We start from the raw sequence: 20,327 nt of genomic DNA, 5'->3' as shown, positions 1-20,327 counted from the left end.
GGTCGTCGGATCGGTCGTCGGATTGGTCGTCGGGTCGGTCGTCGGATCGGTCGTCGGATCGGTCGTCGGATCGGTCGTCGGATCGGTCGTCGGATCGGTCGTCGGATCGGTCGTCGGGTCGGTCGTCGGATCGGTGGTCGGATCTTCGATCAGTTCATCGGTCAGTTCATCGGTCAGTTCATCGGTCAGTTCATCGGTCAGTTCATCGGTCAGTTCATCGGTCAGTTCATCGGTCAGTTCATCGGTCAGTTCATCGGTCAGATCGTCGATCATGTCATCGGGAAAGTCATCGAGAGAGTCATCGGGAAAGTCGAACTTCGGTCCCGGTTTCATAAGCGGGATATCCCTCTCCGGATGAAAAGGAGAGACCCCGTCACCGGGAAAAGACCCCCTCATTACCGACATATCCAGATCGGCACCAGCCACCAGAGGGGATATAACGACAAGAAAGACAACACCAAGCACAAAAATCTCCAGAACCCGCCTGCCCATGACCATACTCCTGCGACGACCGGTAACCGCACCGGCGCATCGCGCCAGACGATATAATTTCCACAATATAATTCTATCCCCTGTCCCTCAGGAGACAGCGACGCCATGATGCGCTGGACTCCAGACCAGAGCCATATGCAGCGGCACTACACCATAAAAGAGATAAAACAGGATTTAACCAAAAAGGGTGTCAGGAGTTCCGCCTCTGCCACCTGACGGCCGCAGAGACAGCAACAAGAAGAGCCGCACCGACAAAGGGGAAGATAAAAGGAACCGTACCCCCATCCGTGACAGGGAAGGACACATCCGAGACCCCGGTCATCTTCCCGCCGTACACCACATGGGCGCGGACCAGATAATCCCCCGGTTCCCGGGGAGTAAAGTTCATGGACAGGTTTTCTTCGGTCCCTGCCATAACCGCCCGCGTCTCACCGTCGATAACGCCAACAAATGCACCACTCCTGAATACATTGCCCACAAGAGTTGCATTCGTGTCGGCAGGGCCCGGGTTTTGAAAGACACCGGCGATCCTCAGGACATTTCCCACCACCGCTTCCCCCTCACAGGCAAGACAGGTCAGGTTCCCGTCCTGGAGGCCAGGGCCTTTCAGAGGAACCGCGGGAAAAGATGCATCGCCGCTCCCGGTCTCCCTGATAGACACATCCTCATCTGCCGTGACATTCCCGTCTGCATCACCGACAGGAGGGGCGGTCTGGCCACTACCCGACGAACCTCCGCTCCCTCCGCCATCCCCACCAGAAGAGCCCCCATTCCCACCACCGCCAGTAGAGGGGGGAACAACATCGGTATCGGTGACGATAGTCACATGAGTACTGACAGTGACATCGGCCGCCGCCCCTGCAAGAACGGCGGCCTGCAGGATACAGAGAACCGCACACAATACGGCGACCCTCCCGCTCAACTCTCTCATGACATACCCCCCGGCCGATCACCGTGGACATATGCCTGCTGGCATATATCCCTTCCCGCGGGGCTGAAAAAAGAAGGGCTTCAGGCCCTGAAAAATGTGGCTAATCCCCATCAGTAAATAATCCAATAAGGGGAATAGAAATAAGGCACAATAATCACTAACACCCGCCCCACCAAATGTATAAATACTGATATCAAAGGATGTGAATTAATGCTTAGAAAAAATGAGAAACAGTTGTTATATCTTATAAGCATCTGTGGACGTACAACACGACTAAGATTGGTTAAAACAATGTTCCTAATTTCACAAAGAACAAGAGCATATAATTTTGTCCCATACAGGTGGGGACCCTATTCCTTTCAAATGTACCATGATTTACTACATTTAGAAAAAGAAGGATACGTGTATCAAGAAGAAAAAGATGTGATATTAAGGAATTGTGATTTTCCCCACCCGGATCCATATTTAGAAAGGATAATTGAAAATTACAAGGATAAAGTATTCACAAATGAGAATTATATTGACGAAATATACAATAATTATCCAGAATATACCATTTTAAGTGAATACAAGAAACTGCAAGACTACGAGAGAAACGAAACAGGTATGAGTACCATTGGATATGAAGGCAAGGACATTGACCAATTTTTGTATGATTTGGTAAAAAACAAGATTACTTTAGTGATCGACGTGCGTAGAAACCCCTTCAGTATGAAATATGGATTCACAATGAACAAATTAGTATCATATCTTGAAAAAATGGGGATAAAGTACGTTCACATGCCCGAGTTAGGAATAGGGTCAGAAAAAAGAAAGGATCTTAAAACTGAACAAGATTATAAAAAGTTATTTATGGAATACTCGACACACCTAATTTCAAAAAAGGAAGAGTTAGAACACCTGAAAAAATTATCAAAGAAAGAAAAAGTGGCATTGTTGTGCTTTGAAGCGGATCCAAAAAAATGCCATCGAGGGGTAATTGCAGAAGAACTTCGGAAGGGGGGGATAGTGGTTGAAGATCTATGACGTGGGAAAGAAAAAAAGTACTTGTTGTAGTGAAAGCATATCCAGAAAAAAGTACAAAATATAATAATCACCTGGTTTGCACAGCAGGGATTACTGATGAAGGGGACTGGATCCGATTATATCCAATAACCGTAAATAGATTTGTTGGAGAAAAAAAGATAAAAAAATTCTATTGGATTGATGTGGAGTGCCAGAAAGCAACGAATGAAAAACTAAAACGAAAAGAAAGTTATAGAGTTCGGGAAGATTCGATAAGAATCATAGATACAAGTTTAACAGATCCAAAAGCAAATTGGACAGAGCGGCATAAGATTATACAACAACATATTTCCAAATCAATAGAATCATTATACGAAGCATATCGCGACGATAAAACATCATTGGGAATGATCAAGCCAAAAGAGATTCTAGAATTCTATCATAATAATGAACTGAAAATTTACCCTAAATCCAACAATTATCAAGAAATGTTCGACGGATCGAGGATCCCCATATTTGAAAAAATACCCCACATATTTAAATACAAATTTAAGTGCGAAGGATGCCAAGAAACAAAAAAATCTCATGACATTCAATGTGAAGATTGGGAATTAATGGAATCATATAGAAGGTGGGGCCCAAGATATCAGAGCACAGAAATTTTGTGGCAGAAATTGTATCAAAAATACTATGAAAACATGCTTCGGAGACATGATCTCTATTTTATTATGGGCATGTATTCCCAGTATCCAACATGGATGATCATAGGGTTATACTATCCTCTGAAAAATGTAACTGAAATAAAAAATAATGGCAATGTGACATTAAACAGATGGATGTGATCTCCACCCCTTTATTTGAAGATCCCCTGCGACCTTTCCAGGGCATCGATCGCGGGGAGTTTCTTGCCGGTCAGGAACTCGATGCATGCCCCGCCGCCGGTGGAGATATGGGTGAAGGCCGACTCGAGCCCCATCTTCTCGATCACCGCGGCCGTGTGCCCGCCGCCGACGACGGAGAAGGGCACCTTCGACGAAGTCCTCAGGATCTCGAACGTGCCGACGGCAAAGGCGGCGTCCTCGAAGACACCCGCGGGGCCGTTCAGTACGACCGTCCCCGAGGACCGGATCGCATCGCAGACAGTCTGAAGGGCGTCAGAACCGATGTCCATCACCGGGGCGTCGGCCGGGATACGGTCGACCGGGTACTCGGCGCGGGCATTCGCCTCCCGCACCGCGACCTGGTCGGGGAAGAGGATCCTGTCGCCGAAACGGGAGAGGATGGTCTTCGCCCTCTCGATCTCGGCCGTATACTTCAACTGGGCGACAAGATCCTTGGACGGTTTCCCGATGTCGTAGCCGGCGGCGATCAAAAAGACATTCGCCACCACGCCGATGACAATGACACGGTCGGCAATACCATTCTCAAGCACGTTCTCTGCCACGGCGATGGAGTCGTCCACCTTCGTCCCCCCGAGGACAAAAGTCACCGGCCGCGGCGCCCCGGTGAAGACCCGGGAGAGGTTCGAGACCTCGCGCTCCATCAGGAGACCGGCCGACGACCGCATCAGCATGGGCAGGCCGACCACGGTCGGCTGTGAACGGTGGGCAGTGCCAAAGGCATCGTTCACGAAGACATCGCCCATCGCAGCGAGTCTACGGACGATATGAGTACCTTTCGCTGCCTCGGGTGCCAGAGTCAGGTTCTCTTCGGCATTGAACCTGACATTCTCAAGCATCAGCACCTCGCCGGCATGGAGGGAGGAGACCGCCTCCCGCGCCGCTCGTCCAAAGATATCGTCGACATACCCGACAGGCCGGCCAAGCATGTGCCCGAGCTTCTCCGCATGGACCTGAAGGGTCGTGAAGTCCTTCTTGCCCGGCCTGCTCTGGTGGGTGAGGATGACGACCCTGGAGTCCTCCAGATGCCGGATCGTGGGCAGGTGCTCACGGAACCGTTTGTCGTCCAGGATCTGGTTCGAAGCCGGGTCGATGGGAGAGTTCAGGTCCAGGCGGAGAAGGACCGTCTTTCCAGAGGGATCGAGTTCAGAGAGGGTTCCTATTGTCATGAGATAACCTGCCACCATAGGGATTATTATGTCCCCGTATCTGTTGGGCGGATAAAATGATATTGGTTTTCGTCCGTATCGGCACGAACCCATTCGTCAGCAAAGAAAAGCACAGACCGCGCCTTCAGGGACGCATGTCACCGGGGCAGGAACAAAAAAAAGGATCAGGCCGATTCCGCAGCCTTCGCCGCGGTCTTTGCCTTGATCTTCTTGAGACGGAAGAGCTCTTCGCGCTCCATCTCGTCGAGCCGCATCTTGATAAAGGCGGCGGCGGCCTTCAGTTCAGGGATCACCTTGAATTCAAGGGCGTTTACACGCCTCTTGGTGTGGTCGATCTCATCAAGCAGGCGCTTCATCGTCGTCTCGATCTCGGCGCTCTCGAGGATCGCCTCGACAAGCTCCTCGTAGGCCTCGGCAGTCTCGTCGATGACCGACCGGGTCCCGAGCACACCGTAGCCACGCTCGACAAGGCTCTTTCTCACCTTCGATGCCTCGATCTGGGGGACGACGACTCCCATGATGTTCTTGGACTTGAGGGTGATCTCCGGGTTCTCCTTAACGGAGAACGCCGCAGCCTTCACCCCTATCGTCCCTTCGACCGTGTTTGCAAGGGCGATCATCTCCTGGGCGTGCTGGTACTTGCGCAGCAGATCGCCCCGGGTGTCCTTCGCCTCTTTCAGCACCTTGAAGAACTCAAGGATCAGCCCGTCGCGCTTCATCTTGAGGATGTTATAGCCCCGCTCGGAGAGCTTGATCTTCCGCTTGATGTTGATCAGCTCTGACCTCGTGGGCTTGACATCTCTGAGCGCCATCGGACCTTACACCTCTGCCTTTTTCGCACCCTTGCGATAGAGCGGGTGGAACTTCTGGATCAGATCGCGGTCGATCCGCACCAGCTGTTCGACCGGCAGCGTCGCAAGGAGTTCCCAGCCGATATCAAGGGTGTCCTCGATCGTCCGGTTTTCGTCAAGGCCCTGCCTGACAAACTTGCCCTCGAAGAGATCGGCGAACTCCAGGAAGCCGCGGTCACGCTCGGAAAGGGCTTCCTTACCGACGATGGCCACGAGGCCGCGGAGGTCGTTGCCTTCCGCATAACCGGCGTACATCTGGTCGGAGACCTTCTTGTGGTCTTCCCGGGTGTGGCCCTTCCCGATACCGAGGTTCATCAGACGGGACAGGGACGGGAGGACGTTGATCGGCGGGTAGATACCCTTGCGGTGGAGCTCACGGGAGACCACGATCTGACCCTCGGTAATGTACCCGGTGAGGTCGGGGATCGGGTGGGTGATATCGTCGCCCGGCATCGTGAGGATCGGGATCTGGGTAACAGAGCCCTTCTTGCCCTTGATAATGCCGGCACGCTCGTAGATCGACGCAAGGTCGGTGTACATGTACCCCGGGTAGCCGCGGCGGCCCGGCACTTCTTCACGGGCCGCACCGATCTGACGGAGGGCCTCGCAGTAGTTCGTCATATCAGTGAGAATGACGAGCACATGGTAACCGAGTTCGTACGCCAGGTACTCCGCGGTCGTCAGTGCAAGACGCGGGGTGATGATACGCTCGACGGCCGGGTCGTCTGCAAGGTTCAGGAAGACGACGGCCCTCTCAAGGGCGCCGGTCCTCTCGAAGTCGGCCATGAAGTGGTTGGCCTCTTCCTTCGTGATACCCATCGCAGCGAAGACGACGGCGAACTCCTCGGTGGAGCCCGGCACCCGTGCCTGACGGGCGATCTGCAGGGCAACATCATTGTGCGGGAGACCTGCGCCCGAGAAGATCGGGAGCTTCTGGCCGCGCACAAGAGTGTTCGTGCCGTCAATGGTCGAGATACCCGTCTGGATGAAATCGGCCGGGGACGCACGGGCGTACGGGTTGATCGCGGCGCCCGTGATGTCGAGCCTCTTCTCGGGCACGATCTCAGGGCCGCCGTCGATGGGCTTGCCGCCGCCGGAGAGGATACGGCCGAGCATCTCCTTTGCGACCGGCATCTTGATCGTCTCGCCAAGGAACCTGACGCCGGAGTCACGGCCGATACCCGCAGTGGTCTCGAAACACTGGACGACCACGAGGTCGTCGGAGGTGTCGAGCACCTGGCCGCGCTTGATGGTGCCGTCCGAGAGGACGATGTTCACAAGCTCATTATAGCCGACCGGCTCGGTCTTCTCGACGAAGACCAGCGGGCCTGCAATCTGCTTGATCGTTCTGTATTCCTTCATGCCATTCCCGCCTTCAGTCCGGAGAATTCGTCCTTCATTGCCTTCAGGATCCGCTCGAGTTCAGGCTTGTAGTCCTGGACGAACTTGATCTGCGGCAGGTCGTTCTTCGCCTTGATGCCGAGGATCTGGGACGGCATCACACCGGCGGCGTGGGCCGCGGAGGAGAGGTCGGCATAGGCGCGGATCGCCTTGAGGATGTCGAGCTGCTTTTCGAGGGAGCAGTAGGTGTCGACAGCGTCGAAGGCGTTCTGCTGCAGGAAGATCTCACGGAGCATACGGGCGACCTCGATGGTGATCTGCTCCTCCTCGGGGAGGGCGTCGGAACCGACGAGCTGCACGATCTCCTGGAGTTCAGACTCCTTCTGCAGGACATTCATCGCCCATCTGCGGAGGGGGTTCCACTCTGGCGAGATGTTCTTGTCGTACCACTCGTTCAGGACGTCGAGGTACAGGGAGTACGAGTTGAGCCAGTTGATCGCGGGGAAGTGACGGCGCTGCGAGAGCTTGGCGTCGAGTGCCCAGAAGACCTTCACGATACGGAGGGTGTTCTGGGTGACCGGCTCCGAGAAGTCGCCGCCCGGTGGTGAAACCGCACCGATGACCGTGACCGAGCCTTCAAGGTTGTTGAGGGTCGTCACACGGCCGGCACGCTCGTAGAACTCAGAGAGGCGGGCTGCAAGGTATGCAGGGTAGCCTTCCTCACCAGGCATCTCTTCGAGCCGGGAGGAGATCTCACGCATTGCCTCTGCCCACCGGGAGGTGGAGTCGGCCATCAGGGAGACATCGTAGCCCTGGTCACGGAAGTACTCGGCAAGGGTGATACCGGTGTACACGGACGCTTCACGGGCTGCCACGGGCATGTTCGAGGTGTTCGCGATCAGGATGGTCCGCTCCATCAGCGGCCTGCCCGACTTCGGGTCCTCGAGCTCCGGGAACTCGGTCAGCACCTCGGTCATCTCGTTGCCGCGCTCGCCGCAGCCGATGTAGACCACGATCTGGGCGTCAGACCACTTTGCAAGCTGCTGCTGGGTGACAGTCTTTCCCGAGCCGAAGGGGCCCGGAATTGCGGCGGTGCCGCCCTTGGCGATCGGGAAGAGCCCGTCGAGAATCCTCTGCCCGGTAACGAGCGGGATGTCCGGGTTCATCTTCTCGGTCACCGGCCGCGGGACACGGACCGGCCACTTCTGCATCAGCTGGATCTCTGAGCCGTCCTCAAGGACACAGACCGTCTCTTCGACGGTGAAAGACCCGCCCTTGATGCTCTTGACCACGCCGCCCTTCATGTTGGGCGGGACCATGATCTTGTGGAGGATCGACGTGGTCTCCTGGACCGTGCCGATGACCATACCGGGCACGACGCGGTCGCCGGCCTTCACGACCGGGACAAAGTCCCACTTCGTGCTTCTGTCGAGGCCGGGTGCGGTCACACCGCGCTCAATGAAGCTGCCCATCTTTTCCATGAGCACTTCGAGCGGCCTCTGAATGCCGTCGTAGATGCTCTTCAGCAGACCAGGGCCGAGCTCGACCGCGAGCGGCATGCCAGTGTTCACCACCGGTTCGCCTGGCCGGATGCCGTCGGTGGCCTCATAGACCTGGATGATGACGTTCTCACCCGAGATCTTGATGACCTCGCCCATCAGCTCCTCGTTCCCGACCTTGACCACATCGAACATGTGGGCGTCGAGACCGACGGCCGTGACGACCGGGCCTGAAATTCTCTTGAGCACTCCTGTCGAAGTGCCTGTCTTTGACGCTGCTTTTACTTCCACAGATCAACACCGACCGATCTCTTTATTCTCTCCCGCATGGAGAGGCCTCCCTCTTCCTCACCGACCGCTATCACTGTCGGCCTCACGGACTCCTCAAGCTGGCTCCGGAGGCGCAGGGGGAGCCTGTTCATATCGCTGCCACTCAGCACCAGGATGCCCACCGACCCGTCCGAAAGGACGTTGTGGATGGCGTTTTTCAGGGCATCGTCGCTTTCCGCGGCGATTGTCTTCTGAATGCCCGCAAGCCTGAACCCGATGACGAACTCATTGCTTCCGATAACTGCAATCTCCATTCTTACATCACCAGGTAACTCTGAATGCGTTCATTCGGCAGGTTGTACTCCTTCCCCCGGGCAATGGCACGGAGGTTTGCAACCTCGTACTTCTTCATCTCAAGGTAGGCAAGGATCGGAAGAACCGAGAAGGCATAGAGCTTGGAGAGCCTTTCCATCTGCTTGAGCTCGAACTTCGTCAGCATGACCTCGATCTCGTGGATCGAACGCTGCTGCTGGAGTTCGTCGAAGACTGCGACGAGTTCGGGGTCCCGCGTCTTCTTCTTCGCGGCGTCGACGAATTCGTCAAGGCTCTCGATCGTGCTCATCCGCATCAGTTCGTCAACCGTGAAGGCCTTGCCGCCCGGGACGAGCAGATCCCTGATCTCCTCGCCTGCATGTGCGGCGCGGAAACGGAAGAGGTTCATCAGGTTCCTGAGATCTATCTCCATCTGGATATAGTTCAGGAAGACGTTGCCGCCCTTGATGCCGCCCTTCGCGTCCGAGATCATCTGGACATAGAACTGCTTGTAGAGCTCGTTCTCGAGCTTCGCAAAAGAGCCTGTCTCCAGAGCCTCGTGAAGACCGGCAGAGAGCACAGAACCCAGGCGCCGGTCCTTGAGAGACTCCACGATCCTCTCGGGGGAGTCTTCGACAAGGAGCCGATCGAGGACGTTCTTATCAAGCTCACCCGCGGGGATGAGGACTTCCTTGATCTTCCCGGCCTTCACGCCCTGAACCTTTCCTCTGAGGATGGTCAGGACATTCTGGATATCCCACCGGCGCAGGTAACTCTGCACGAACCGGATCAGTCCGGACGGGGTGATCTTCAGGATCTCCTGATACTCCTTTGCAAGGTTCCAGGAGAGGCCGACCTCAATGAGGTTGATGCCGGAGAAGGACGAACCGAGTTCGTCGATCTCCTTCTTGTACTCGGTCTCGCCGATGAACCTGGTGATCTCGGGCAGGCTCATGTTGAGCATCCGCAGGTACTCTTCCCGCGGGATCAACTTTGCCTTGCGCACACGCATGCGCGTGGAGACGTAAATGTATGGGGCAGGACCCCCTACGTCAGCCATGCCCTATCCTCCTCAGGGGAACAGGATATCAGACGCATCCTTGAGCCCTGACTCCCATACCGTCTCCAGGAACGTGCGGTACGTATAATCGATCTTCATCCGGCCGTCGGCGCTCTCGACGACGATCCCGCCTTCAATGGAGACGGGTTCGCCGACCGAGAAGCCTGACAGGTCCTTGCTCTCGGCAAGGACCTCTTTTACGGTTGGGATATCACGGGCATTGCAGTACACCACGCCGCCCCCGAGGGCTTCAGCCGCCAGGGGAAGGAGGGCGCGGAGGGCCTGCGCATGGAAGTCTGCAGGCAGATCGCCAATCCGGGCAATCGTGGCCTCGTGGACTCTGGAGAGGGTGTCTTTCTCGGCGTTGAGCACTTCACGCTTGACCGAGAGGTTTGCGGCCGAGACTTCCTGGGTAATGATACGCTGGACGTCTCGCTCCACTTCTTCCTCGGCCTGCTGCTTGATCGACGCCGCACGCTCCTGCGCTTCGCTCAGGATGCGCCTGACCTCTGCATCAGTCTCTGCCTGGATCTGCGCTGCCCCTTTCCGGCCTTTTTCCTTGATATCTCCAACGACAGCTTCCAGTCCCATCATTCACTCCGTGTTCACTTCGTGTTTAGAAGAGCAGCAGCAGAGCAACGACAAGACCGAAGATGACGATAGTCTCGGGGATAACGGTGAAGAGCAGTGCAAGACCGAACATGTCCTTGTTCTCGGCGGTCGCGCCCATGGCGGCGGCACCGATGCCCATCTCACCAAGACCGGTACCTACACCGGCAAGGCCGACAGCGAGGCCTGCGCCGACTGCCTTAAGTCCCATCTGCGATGCCTGAATCATTTCGAGAGTCATTTCAGCAACAACTGGATCTGCCATAGTTTATTCCTCCGTAAACTTTCTCTTCATGCCAAAAGGATTGTACTTCTTTCCTCCACCATTGTAGAACTTGGTGAAGAACTCAACATAGTGCAACCTGATAGAGTGCAGGCCGCCGCCCAGAATGCCGAGTGCGATATTGAGCGTATGGCCAAGGAGCAGGACGACAAGACCTATCAGGACAATGACCACTCCCACAATGGTGAGTGATTCGAGCTGCGGGTCGATGATCAGGTCGATCGCGATGAAATTTGTAACCATCGCGATCGCGACCGACGAGAGACCGACCGCAACCAGACGGGTGTACGAGAGAACGTGACTGATGATCGTCGGGAGCTCCATCAGTTCGAGGGGGGACTCCTGACCGATCAGGACGATACCGAGCAGGATAAGGACGGCACCGAAGATGCCCGCGGCGTTCAGACCCATTGCCACCGGTGCAAAACCGGTGAGGTCGAACATCAACGGGATCGGGAACATCGACCAGATTGTGATGACGATACCCCACATCGTGGAGAGCCAGCCGAACTGGCCGAGGATCTCCTTCGTGACGTGGGCGTCCTGGTGCATCGCACGCCTGAGGTTTCTCACATGGAGAAGACGCCCAAGGGAGATATGCAACAGACCGATCCAGACCGAGACTATCAGCAGTTCGGCAACCATCGGGTGATGGACCGCATGCCCGCCGATATTCAGGTGTCTGGAATAGATGATCGGTTCCCAGGGTAGAGAGGTCCCGAAGAACTCACTGAAGAGCACACCGAAGATGATGCTCACCGCCGATGCGTTCCGCAGGATGTCCAGCAACCGGGTCCAGCCATCGGACGTAAAGATACGCCGCAGGCCATAGGACATCGCAAGGAGCACGACACCGTAGCCGACATCTCCCAGGATCAGACCGAAAAAGATCGGGAAGACGATCGAAAGGAGAAGCGTCGGGTCGAACTCGTCATAGCGCGGGCGCGCGTAGATGTCCATAAAGAGCTCGGTCGGGTGCGAAAACTTTGGGTTGTCGTACTCGACAGGGACGGCCAGCGGGTCGTCGCCGGTTTCGAGCTCGGTGACATAGACCTTGCCGGCGGTCGCATGGGTGAGTGCTGCTTTGATCGCCTCGACCCGCTCCGACGGCACCCAGCCTTCTGCCACAAAGGCGTCTTCCGTTGTTGCAAACCGCAGCGGGGCCTCCGCTTGCTCCACGACGGCCGTGAAGTATTCGTCGTATGCAACGAGGAATTCACCGTATTCTTTCTTCTTTTCCTCAAAGTTCCGGGCGATCTTCGTGATCTCTTCGTTGAGACCGGCGGTTTTTCCCCGGGCATCGTAGATCAGGTCCTTGACAGGGCCTGCGCCTTCGGGAATGGGGACCGACTGGAACTTTGCTTCGAGCAGGGCGCGGTCAGCCGCGTCCGCATCTGGTGCAGGGACAAAGACGACAATGAAGTTTTGCCCGCCCTTGCCGGCAGGGACGAAATGTTTCTCGTGGGGGACCGGGATCTCGACGTCTGACTCGACGTATCCTGCAAAGACGGATAGTCCTTCATAGCCGTGATAAAGGTCCATATCAAGAGGAACAGCGGCGAAGGGTTCGAGTGCGGCAACACGCCCCTCGATAGTCTTCACCTGTGCCTCAAGTCTGGACCGCTGTGCAGTGAGATCCTCGACATCCCTGACGAATGCGGCAAGTTTCCGGTCGACTTCGGCCTTCATTGCGGGGGTTTTTTCTTTTCTGGTCGCCGGGAGAGCGTCGGGACTGATCCCGAAGATATTCTCCATAGACCGGATCTTGATCAGTTCGGTAGACGCCGTGCTTGCTTCCGCAAGGGGCATGCCGATCTTGAAACCCTCGTAGGCCTCGTCTTCCTTCTCGACAAAATCTTCAATATGAAAAGCATTCTGGTGGTACAGCTCCCGGATGATCGTATCCATCTGGTCTCTGGATCCTGCAACCAGGATACGACTCATCCGTTCAGGCTGAAACATGCAGCTGCTCCTTGAAACGCGAGACGAGCAACTCGACCGCCTTATCAAGATTCGCAAGGCTGTCCGCTTTGAGCTTCGCTGCCCGCTGTTCACCGTTTTTCAGGATGTCGGCACGCTTTCTGGCGGCCGTGGTCCCGGCATCAGCGAGACGCGATTTTTTGTATGCCTCTGCATCGGCGGCGGCCTTCTCAACGATGTGTTCGGCCTCCGCTCTCGCATCCGCAAGCTTCTGCTTCTGCTCAAGCCGAGCGGTGCTGACCATTGACGTATACTCTTCTTCTGCCTGCTTGATGCTCTTTAAAACCTCACTCTTCATCCAACCCTCCTCTCACGGCCTACACATATTTGATGGAAATTACCTTTATATTTGTTGTTATTCATCCACCAGAGCACGGTTCACACATATATAGGAGATCGTGCACCCCGGAGAAAAGCCTTCAAGCGTGACAGAATCCTTCCCACCCCGGAGGACAAGACCCGCAAGGTCTGCCCCTGAACAGAGGAGGCACTGGTCGGGGTGGGTGCCCCGCACAATCCCGCAGGAGAGGGTGATCTCCGGGGCGGCCGAGACGACCATGGGGATGCGTTTCACACCGGGGTGGCCCTTCGGAAGGGCGACGACCGGATAGTGGTGGTCGCGGACAAGGAGAAGAAGCATCGCCGCAGCACGCACCGAACCCCCCTCTGGGGCCGAGACGCAGACGAGGTCGCCGGGCCTGACCGGTTCGCAGTACTCGTCGTCCACCGTGTCGACGACGAGGGCAAAGCGGTCGCGTGCACGGCCTGCAAGGAGAAAAGAAGATGAGGGAGCCCTGATAAGGACGAGCTCGTCCTCACCCGGGTGGAGGATCATGTCTGCTCGACGTCCTCCGACTGGCAGCAGGGGCAGACCGGGTGTTTTCCGACCGTTTTGAAGTGTTCTCCGCATTCCCTGCATTTGTAGGTCTTTCCCTTCACCCGCTCCTCCAGTTCGATATCCGTGCCTCCGCCGATAGAGCACATACAGGTGAGATCATTTCCCGAATATAAAAAATATTGGTTTTTTCAGGAGGGGCCGCGGGCAACACGCCGACCTCATACCAGCAGGTTGAAGGCGGCGAGCGCGACGACAAGCATCACAGAGGCATGCTTCACGCCGGCCCGCACCGAGCCCTCGCCCATCTTCCCGGCGACAAGACCGGAGAAGACTGCCTGAACGAGGCAGACATGGTAGAGGAGGCGCTCGAAAGGGAGGAGGGCGGCGGTGCCGAACCCCGGCAGCACCCCCTCCATCTCACCCGCCGAGGCTGCCACATCGCCGAGGACAGGGAGGAACTGGGAGGCGATGACGACGACGACGAAGATGAAGACGAAGAAGGCAAGGTAGATGACCGCAAGGTAGAGGAGCATCGCCGAGGACCGTTCCTCCCTGAGCACCGACGACATCCGGGCGTCTTTTGCCGCGATGGTGAGGATCTCCGAGATGTTCCCGCTCATCCGCGTTGCTGTCGTGATGAGGGTGACAGACCGGGAGACGGCCGGGGTCCGCACCCGCCTCTCAAAACGGACGAGCGCATCGGAGACGCTGGCGCCCCAGGCAACGTCCCGGTTGATCCGCCCGATCTCGTACGAGAGGACGCCGAGGTTGGTCCGCACCAGGATGACGAGTGCCCGGGCGAGGGTCAGCCCGACCTGGTTCATCCCTGCCATCCTGGAGAGAAACTCCGGCACCCCGGCCTCGATGCCCCTTACCTTCCTGTTCCAGAGGCCGTAGAAGACCGCATAGGGAACAAGGACGGCAATGATGGCGATGACCACATGGTCGTCCACCAGGGCGATGGCTGTCTCGACCGGCAGGCCTGGCGGCAGGGAGAGGAGGACGGCGCCGAGATAGACCAGTGCGGCAGGGACGGAGACGAGGAAGGTCAGCCTGGCGTCGAGGATAAAGGCACGGAAGGGGTCGCGCAGAAAGGCCCTGAACCCCCGGACCCGGTCGTAATGTGCCATCTGCGCAAACAGCGGTTCTTCATCCTCTTCCCCGACAACCCCGATATCTTTAAAGTGGTCGAGCACCTTCACGCGGGTGTAGCGTTCGGGCACGTCCTCCCTGACCGAGATGAGGTCGACGAAGAGGAGCATGATCAGGGAACCTATCGGGATGAGCACGTATGTGATGAGGGACAACTGGGTGACCGCCGACCCGCCGACCAGCCCCATCACCACCATCACGATGACGAGGAAGAGGGGACCGGCCACAAAGACGGTCACATAGGCCTCACCGACGAACTCAAGGGTGGCGATGAACTGTTTCTGCTCGAACCTCGCCTCGTCCTGGAAGATCCGCACCTGCGTCTCCAGGTAGGCGGAGAGGTTCCCCCCGCTCTCGACGACAGAGAGGAAGTTCTCCAGGAACTCCTTCATCTTCACCGAGGGCGTCGTCCGGGCCAGGTGCCTGATGGCGGTGAAGACGTCTGAGCCGAAGTAGTCTGTGTCCCGCACCACCTGCCTGAACTCCAGGGCGCTCTCTCCATATATCCCGGCGTTCTCCGAGAGGGACCGGAAGATCTCCATCACCTCGGCGCCGCCCCGGCGCATCGCATAGATGTACGAGACGGCGTTGTGCAGGGAGAGGTTGATCTTCGTTGCCCTGTTGCTCTTCTCGACCGCGGGGTACCTGAGGAGGAGGGCATAGGCGAGCATGCCGCCGATCAGGACGCCGACAAAAAAGGCAAGGACGCGCAGGAGGTACCAGAGGAGCGTGCCGCTGCCAACGTCGGGCAGGGGAATGGAGAGGAGGTTGACAATACCCTCGCCGACCGGGAGGACTGCCATACCCGAGAGGATGAATGCAACGATGCCGCAGAACAGTCCGGCACAGAGGGAGATGAGGAGGGCCCTCTGCACATAGGCCCTGACTGTGATGCCCATGCGAGCCGAGATCAGGTCCTGCCTGATGTTGCCGTACTTCACCGGGTCCCGCCTGATCAGGGCGCCGGCGACCCGCCGGCCGATGCCGGGCGCCGGGGTCATGGGAACAGCCCGGAGAGGTTGTCAAGATGGTCGAGGACGGCGGTGCGGTTTGTGGCGAAGGCCTGGACGATCCGGGAGACACGGCGGTAATCGACGATCCCCTGCGCCTTCATCGCTTCAAGGACATGGATCCGTTCCATGATATCGGCCTCAAGCCTCCCGGTGTCCCAGCCCCGCGTCTCGATGACGCGGGCGTACACCAGGGACCGACCCGTATATTCCATCGTGTCGCGCACAGGGTCGTACGCAAAGACCGTGTTCACCCTGAGGTTCCCGGTGCCGGGGTCCACGCCCGCGACTTCCACGATCTCCTGGCAGCGCCGCACCCTTTCGGTCCCACGGTAGATGAGCGCCTGAACACTGACGATGTCGAGGGCCTGGACCATGTTCCTCGGGACGTTCAGGGGTTCGTTTTCGAGACGGTGGATGGCGGCGTCGACGGTCCCGGCATGCATGGTGGAGAATGTGGTGTGCCCGGTGTTCATCGCCTGAAAGAGGGTCTGCGCCTCCTCGCCCCGCACCTCGCCGACAAGGATATACTCGGGCCTCTGGCGCATCGCCGCCTTGAGAAGATCGAACATCGATATGGATGAGGATTCCTCGCCCGAGAGGGTGTCCCGGGTCACCGAGGCGACCCAGTTCTCATGGAAGAGTGTGATCTCCCGCGTGTCCTCGATGGAGATGACCTTCGCGAGGGGCGGGATGAAGAGGGAGACGGCGTTGAGGGATGAGGTCTTTCCGCTCGCCGTCCCGCCGATAAAGAGAAGACTCTTGTTGTTCTCGATCGCCGTCCAGAAATAGGCGAGTTCTTCCGCGGAGAAGGTGCCGAGGTCGAGGAGTTCGATGGGCGTGAAGGGTTCGGCCCGGAACTTCCTGACCGTGAAGGAGGTGCCCCGCGTCGAGACCTCGCGTCCGAAGGTGAGCTGGAGACGGGAACCGTCCGGGAGGGTGGCGTCCACGACCGGGCTTCCTACAGAGACGTGCTTGCCCGAGCGCTGGGCCAGCGAAATGGCAAGGGAGTCCAGTTCCTCCTCGGCAAAGACAAGGTTCGTCCTGATGTTCTTGTGCCGCCGGTGATACAGGAAGACAGGGACGCCGACGCCGTCGCAGGAGATGTCCTCGATATCCGGATCCTTCATCAGCCCGTCCAGGCGGGACCAGCCCAGGAAGTCCCGCACCAGGTAATACTCGACCTTTGCGAGGGCCCGGCGGTCCAGGGAGACCCCATACTCCCCGATGAGGGCATGCGTCCGGCTGAGGAGGACCCGGCGACGGTCGGCCACCATCTCCTCCTCGGAGAGGATAAGGACGTCACGCAGGTCCTCATACAGCCGCTCGAGGATTTCGTATTCAAATTTCGAGAGGACGGGCTCGAAGAGATGGTATTCAGCCTGCCCGCTCTGCCTGTCCCGGACGATGGCGACGAGGGACCGGCCCTCCTCCAACCAGTACTGCTCGACAGGGTCCAGGCCTTTCGGAATCTCGGCTTCCACAAGAGCGGGATCTGTTCCCGGATCGTACTCCAGAACAGTTTCCGGGCCTCCCGACCCTTTCTTAAAAAACGGCAGATGCATGGCTGACTCCGTGATGCTGAAGGGTAGATCGAAGATCCTATTTATCTCTACTTTTTCGGTCAGGCGCGGGTGAGGTCGTCTGGCACAAAGTGTACCCCTATCTGCTACTCTTTTATAGCACGGCGAACGAACCTTCGCATGATATGGAGGCACGAGTCGACCAGAGAATCCCCACCGGGATCGGATCCCTCGACCCTGTCCTTGACGGCGGCGTCCCCCCGGGGTCGATGGTCCTGCTCCTCAGCGAGATCGGGGCAGGGGGGAGCGACTTCGTCCGCACCGCGGCGATCGCCCTCGCCCGGATGAAACGCGAGGGCCTGAGCCCGGCGCCCCGTGAGGTTCTCTACATCACGATGACGCGGCTCAAGGAGGACGTCCTCGCCGAGGCAGCACTCTCGGTGAGTCCTGAGATGTATCCTCTCCTTGAGGGAGGCGTCCATTTCGAGGATCTCTCAGAGGTCTATTTCGACGCAAGCGCCGTGCCCCCGGAGTGGTACTCGCAGGGCGACGTGCTCTCCCGGATGCAGAGGCATACGCGGCGGGAAAGCCTCCTCACCGAACTTTCGGCCGTCCTCTCCGGGGCAGAGCAGCAGAGCGTGATCATCATCGACTCCCTCACCGACCTCGCCGCCCAGGCCGGGACTGGCGAGCGCTGGGAGGCCTTCAGTGGTTTCCTGCGGGGCCTCCAGAGAGTTGCGAAACGGTGGGGGTCGGTGGTCTACCTCCCCCTCACCCGCGGCGTCCTCCCTCCCCTGCAGGAGACCGAGATCCAGGACTGCGCGGATGCGGTCTTTCTCTTTGCATGGGAGGAGACGCAGGGGATGCGGCGGCAGAGGACGATGTCTATCCAGAAGTTCAGGGGCGTGATGCCCCATCTGGAGGAGCGGAACCTGGTGAAGTTTGCGATACGGATCACGGCAGGGAACGGCTTCGAGGTCTCCAACATCAGGGTGGTCATATAATGGAGGAGGAAGCGAGGGTCATGTTCGGGATCGAGGGGCTCGATGCGATGCTCGACGGCGGCCTCCTCGACAGAAGCGTCTGCGCCATCGTCGGGACATATGGTACGGGAAAGACGACGTTCGCCCTCCAGTTCGTCTATGAAGGGCTGAAGCAGGGGGAGAAGGCGGTCTTCATCTCCCTCGACGAAAGGGCCGAGATGATCTACAGGGATATCGAGAGGAAGGGATGGGACCTGGACACCTACAGGGACTCGTCCCTCTTCGTGATCAAGCTCGACCCGACAGACTTTACGGTCGCGGTCAACCAGATAAAAAACGAGCTTCCAAGACTTATCAGACAGGTCGGGGCGACACGGGTCGTCATCGACCCGATATCTCTCTTCGAGGGCCTCTTCACCGACGAGGCGACGCGGCGGCACGAACTCTTCAGGTTTGTCGAGATGATGCGGGACGAGGCATGCACCCTCATCCTCACCTCCGAGACGAGCCAGGACAATCCCTACGCGAGCAAGTACGCCCTCATCGAGTATATGGTCGACACCGTCATCCTCCTGCGGTACGTGCGGCCGTCCTCGATCTCCGAGGTCCACCCGGCGGCCGAGGTCGTGAAGATGCGGGGCTCGAACCACTCGCGCGAGATCAAGCCGTACGAGATCCAGCGCGACAGGGTGCAGGTGTACTCGGAAGCGAATGTGTTTTGAGGGGTCTTGAATCTCTTATTCCCGGATCGATATCTCCCTCCAATTCCATGACGAGCAGTGCAGATCCCTCCCCTTCCCGCACTCTCCGCCGGGGGACTGCTCGAAAATCTACGATTTTCTCTAGCTCACTCCGTTCGCACATCGAAAATCAGAGATTGAGGTTATCCCGGCTCTGTAGAAACCCTCGCGTGTGAGTACTTCTTGGAGTGATAACTGGAGACATCCTGTTCTTGTGTGCTGGTTCCGGGGGGCTGCCGCCCCCCAGACCCCCTACCATTAGGATAGGGGAGGGAGGGCAATCTCCTCTTCAAAATGCAGGATTTGCCCATTTGATGTCCAATCCTGAGCGGGGGTCTGGGGGCGTAGTCCCCCGGCCAGATCGTGAGGGAAGCAGTGGATCCGCGTATCTCTTCATGGGATCAGGAATACATCGGCCCTAGTATGGAGGTTTACCATGAAAATGATCCAGACGTTCAATTCTGGAGTTATGGATGAGAATTTGAACACACAGATTTCTCTCATACCTGATATGCGGAGAACAAAACCGTCCTCAGAACGATCAGGCTCTCTGCCTTCCCGCCCCTATCTTCGTCCCGGGGGTCCGGGGGCGCTGCCCCCGGCGTGAAGATGTGGGAAGGGTTGATGATCAGGCGTGCCGCCCCGACCGCAGAATCTTCACCGCCGTCTCGCACCGGGGGGCGTTGCCCCCCGGATCCCCCACGGATGAAGATAGCCAAGGGGCGGCAATTGAACAGTATCCTTCAGGTGCCATGTTGCAAGGAGAGGAATCAAGTATCCCTCCGCACTCAGGAGAACTGCAACGAGAAATTTTCATCACGTATGCGTGAGCCAGGGGTTCATGCCCGATTCTACAGAGCCGTTATCCCAAAACTCGTGCTCATTTGACTATGGAAAAAGCTCATGTTCAGGTGGATGTTCCCCCGGATTCTCTGGCGAAGGGTGCAAACCCCCCGCCTTCCCCGCATTCTCCACCGGGGGACTGGCGCCGAAAATCAGAGATTTTCTTGTGCTCATTCCATTCGCAGCCCCTGGACCCCCGAAAACAGGATAGAACCCGGGAAGGGCAGATTCGATCGTGAAGGAGTCTGCCATCCACCCTCCTATCGTAATGATGGGGGTGCGAGCTTTAGCGAGCAGGAGAAAGCCTCCGGCTTTCGAGACCGGGGGGAGGGGGCGATAGCGACCTTGAGAAAATCTCTGGTTTTCGAGTGAAACCCCCCGGCACCGGTTCTCCCAAGCAGATTTACCATGAAAAACATTTCATGCGGTATGCCTGAATGCCTGAGGCGTGTTCACGACTCATGAGCGATTCCCCGGAGCCCGGAGTACGCTCAAAATACTCTCATGAACAGAATAATCAGGACGCATCCCCGGAGA

Annotated in this window: 20 protein-coding genes; 5 read left to right on the top strand and 15 right to left on the bottom strand. The window is 57.5% G+C overall.

Annotated elements, in window-relative coordinates; genetic code table 11:
• Positions 1–22 precede the first annotated feature (22 nt).
• Positions 23–358: a glycine zipper domain-containing protein gene (locus PHP59_RS12685; protein ID WP_366943733.1), complete on the top strand. Its 336-nt coding sequence runs from the start codon at positions 23–25 to the stop codon at positions 356–358.
• A 324-nt stretch (positions 359–682) separates the two neighbouring features.
• Here PHP59_RS12685 and PHP59_RS05975 read toward each other — a convergent pair whose 3' ends face one another.
• The gene (locus tag PHP59_RS05975; RefSeq protein WP_300165041.1) at positions 683–1,423 is read right to left on the bottom strand and encodes a hypothetical protein; all 741 of its coding nucleotides are present in this window, start codon (positions 1,421–1,423) and stop codon (positions 683–685) included.
• Positions 1,424–1,633: 210 nt separating this feature from the next.
• Between PHP59_RS05975 and PHP59_RS05970 the strand changes: the two genes are divergently transcribed.
• Together PHP59_RS05970 and PHP59_RS05965 are read left to right on the top strand one after the other, a co-directional pair.
• A complete protein-coding gene (locus PHP59_RS05970) occupies positions 1,634–2,449 on the top strand; it encodes a DUF488 family protein (RefSeq protein ID WP_300165039.1) in 816 nt (271 codons plus the stop codon).
• Positions 2,446–3,270 carry a hypothetical protein gene (locus PHP59_RS05965; protein ID WP_300165037.1) on the top strand — a complete coding sequence of 275 codons (825 nt, stop codon included), beginning with the start codon at positions 2,446–2,448 and terminating at the stop codon, positions 3,268–3,270. Before PHP59_RS05970 ends, PHP59_RS05965 begins: the two co-directional genes overlap by 4 nt.
• A gap of 11 nt (positions 3,271–3,281) precedes the next feature.
• Here the strand turns inward: PHP59_RS05965 and PHP59_RS05960 are convergent, their stop codons facing one another.
• The 14 genes from PHP59_RS05960 to PHP59_RS05895 form a co-directional block, all read right to left on the bottom strand.
• Positions 3,282–4,496, bottom strand: coding sequence for a phosphoglycerate kinase (locus PHP59_RS05960; protein ID WP_300165035.1), 1,215 nt, complete (start codon positions 4,494–4,496; stop codon positions 3,282–3,284).
• 164 nt (positions 4,497–4,660) lie between these two features.
• Positions 4,661–5,308, bottom strand: a complete 648-nt coding sequence (locus PHP59_RS05955; protein ID WP_300165033.1) for a V-type ATP synthase subunit D — start codon at positions 5,306–5,308, stop codon at positions 4,661–4,663.
• A gap of 6 nt (positions 5,309–5,314) precedes the next feature.
• Positions 5,315–6,709: an ATP synthase subunit B gene (locus PHP59_RS05950; protein WP_300165031.1), complete on the bottom strand. Its 1,395-nt coding sequence runs from the start codon at positions 6,707–6,709 to the stop codon at positions 5,315–5,317.
• Complete coding sequence (locus PHP59_RS05945; protein ID WP_300165029.1) at positions 6,706–8,478, bottom strand: ATP synthase subunit A; 1,773 nt, start codon at positions 8,476–8,478, stop codon at positions 6,706–6,708. The genes PHP59_RS05950 and PHP59_RS05945 overlap by 4 nt, the downstream gene beginning before the upstream one ends.
• The gene (locus PHP59_RS05940) at positions 8,469–8,771 is read right to left on the bottom strand and encodes a V-type ATP synthase subunit F (RefSeq protein ID WP_067046487.1); all 303 of its coding nucleotides are present in this window, start codon (positions 8,769–8,771) and stop codon (positions 8,469–8,471) included. Before PHP59_RS05940 ends, PHP59_RS05945 begins: the two co-directional genes overlap by 10 nt.
• Before the next feature lie 2 nt (positions 8,772–8,773).
• The gene (locus PHP59_RS05935) at positions 8,774–9,829 is read right to left on the bottom strand and encodes a V-type ATP synthase subunit C (protein WP_300165026.1); all 1,056 of its coding nucleotides are present in this window, start codon (positions 9,827–9,829) and stop codon (positions 8,774–8,776) included.
• Positions 9,830–9,841: 12 nt separating this feature from the next.
• Positions 9,842–10,420 (bottom strand): V-type ATP synthase subunit E family protein, encoded by a 579-nt coding sequence (locus tag PHP59_RS05930; protein ID WP_067046493.1) that lies wholly within the window; start codon positions 10,418–10,420, stop codon positions 9,842–9,844.
• Positions 10,421–10,445: 25 nt separating this feature from the next.
• Positions 10,446–10,703 (bottom strand): ATPase, encoded by a 258-nt coding sequence (locus PHP59_RS05925; RefSeq protein WP_067046496.1) that lies wholly within the window; start codon positions 10,701–10,703, stop codon positions 10,446–10,448.
• A gap of 3 nt (positions 10,704–10,706) precedes the next feature.
• Entirely contained in the window at positions 10,707–12,629 is a 1,923-nt protein-coding gene (locus PHP59_RS05920; RefSeq protein WP_366943732.1) for a V-type ATP synthase subunit I, read from the bottom strand.
• Between the two features lie 40 nt (positions 12,630–12,669).
• Positions 12,670–12,999: an ATPase gene (locus tag PHP59_RS05915; RefSeq protein ID WP_300165020.1), complete on the bottom strand. Its 330-nt coding sequence runs from the start codon at positions 12,997–12,999 to the stop codon at positions 12,670–12,672.
• A 57-nt stretch (positions 13,000–13,056) separates the two neighbouring features.
• Entirely contained in the window at positions 13,057–13,536 is a 480-nt protein-coding gene (locus PHP59_RS05910; RefSeq protein ID WP_300165018.1) for an alpha/beta hydrolase, read from the bottom strand.
• On the bottom strand, positions 13,533–13,685 hold the full coding sequence (locus tag PHP59_RS05905) for a hypothetical protein (protein ID WP_300165016.1): 153 nt from the start codon (positions 13,683–13,685) through the stop codon (positions 13,533–13,535). Before PHP59_RS05905 ends, PHP59_RS05910 begins: the two co-directional genes overlap by 4 nt.
• Before the next feature lie 72 nt (positions 13,686–13,757).
• The gene (locus PHP59_RS05900) at positions 13,758–15,692 is read right to left on the bottom strand and encodes a type II secretion system F family protein (protein ID WP_300165014.1); all 1,935 of its coding nucleotides are present in this window, start codon (positions 15,690–15,692) and stop codon (positions 13,758–13,760) included.
• A complete protein-coding gene (locus PHP59_RS05895; RefSeq protein ID WP_366943731.1) occupies positions 15,689–17,185 on the bottom strand; it encodes a type II/IV secretion system ATPase subunit in 1,497 nt (498 codons plus the stop codon). Before PHP59_RS05895 ends, PHP59_RS05900 begins: the two co-directional genes overlap by 4 nt.
• A gap of 224 nt (positions 17,186–17,409) precedes the next feature.
• On the opposite strand from PHP59_RS05895, the gene PHP59_RS05890 reads away from it, so the two are divergent.
• Positions 17,410–18,228: an ATPase domain-containing protein gene (locus PHP59_RS05890; protein ID WP_300165009.1), complete on the top strand. Its 819-nt coding sequence runs from the start codon at positions 17,410–17,412 to the stop codon at positions 18,226–18,228.
• A complete protein-coding gene (locus PHP59_RS05885) occupies positions 18,228–18,929 on the top strand; it encodes a KaiC domain-containing protein (RefSeq protein ID WP_300165007.1) in 702 nt (233 codons plus the stop codon). Before PHP59_RS05890 ends, PHP59_RS05885 begins: the two co-directional genes overlap by 1 nt.
• Positions 18,930–20,327 lie beyond the last annotated feature (1,398 nt).

Source organism: Methanofollis sp., from assembly GCF_028702905.1.
Taxonomy (GTDB): Archaea; Halobacteriota; Methanomicrobia; order Methanomicrobiales; family Methanofollaceae; genus Methanofollis.
This window is presented reverse-complemented; position numbering and strand designations above follow the sequence as displayed.

Coding starts and splice junctions, on each gene's coding strand:
- PHP59_RS05975 (WP_300165041.1), bottom strand. CDS start 1,423: ATGAGAGAGTTGAGCGGGAGGGTCGCCGTATTGTGTGCGGTTCTCTGT.
- PHP59_RS05970 (WP_300165039.1), top strand. CDS start 1,634: ATGCTTAGAAAAAATGAGAAACAGTTGTTATATCTTATAAGCATCTGT.
- PHP59_RS05965 (WP_300165037.1), top strand. CDS start 2,446: ATGACGTGGGAAAGAAAAAAAGTACTTGTTGTAGTGAAAGCATATCCA.
- PHP59_RS05960 (WP_300165035.1), bottom strand. CDS start 4,496: ATGACAATAGGAACCCTCTCTGAACTCGATCCCTCTGGAAAGACGGTC.
- PHP59_RS05955 (WP_300165033.1), bottom strand. CDS start 5,308: ATGGCGCTCAGAGATGTCAAGCCCACGAGGTCAGAGCTGATCAACATC.
- PHP59_RS05950 (WP_300165031.1), bottom strand. CDS start 6,709: ATGAAGGAATACAGAACGATCAAGCAGATTGCAGGCCCGCTGGTCTTC.
- PHP59_RS05940 (WP_067046487.1), bottom strand. CDS start 8,771: ATGGAGATTGCAGTTATCGGAAGCAATGAGTTCGTCATCGGGTTCAGG.
- PHP59_RS05935 (WP_300165026.1), bottom strand. CDS start 9,829: ATGGCTGACGTAGGGGGTCCTGCCCCATACATTTACGTCTCCACGCGC.
- PHP59_RS05930 (WP_067046493.1), bottom strand. CDS start 10,420: ATGGGACTGGAAGCTGTCGTTGGAGATATCAAGGAAAAAGGCCGGAAA.
- PHP59_RS05925 (WP_067046496.1), bottom strand. CDS start 10,703: ATGGCAGATCCAGTTGTTGCTGAAATGACTCTCGAAATGATTCAGGCA.
- PHP59_RS05920 (WP_366943732.1), bottom strand. CDS start 12,629: ATGGATACGATCATCCGGGAGCTGTACCACCAGAATGCTTTTCATATT.
- PHP59_RS05915 (WP_300165020.1), bottom strand. CDS start 12,999: ATGAAGAGTGAGGTTTTAAAGAGCATCAAGCAGGCAGAAGAAGAGTAT.
- PHP59_RS05910 (WP_300165018.1), bottom strand. CDS start 13,536: ATGATCCTCCACCCGGGTGAGGACGAGCTCGTCCTTATCAGGGCTCCC.
- PHP59_RS05905 (WP_300165016.1), bottom strand. CDS start 13,685: ATGTGCTCTATCGGCGGAGGCACGGATATCGAACTGGAGGAGCGGGTG.
- PHP59_RS05900 (WP_300165014.1), bottom strand. CDS start 15,692: ATGACCCCGGCGCCCGGCATCGGCCGGCGGGTCGCCGGCGCCCTGATC.
- PHP59_RS05890 (WP_300165009.1), top strand. CDS start 17,410: ATGGAGGCACGAGTCGACCAGAGAATCCCCACCGGGATCGGATCCCTC.
- PHP59_RS05885 (WP_300165007.1), top strand. CDS start 18,228: ATGGAGGAGGAAGCGAGGGTCATGTTCGGGATCGAGGGGCTCGATGCG.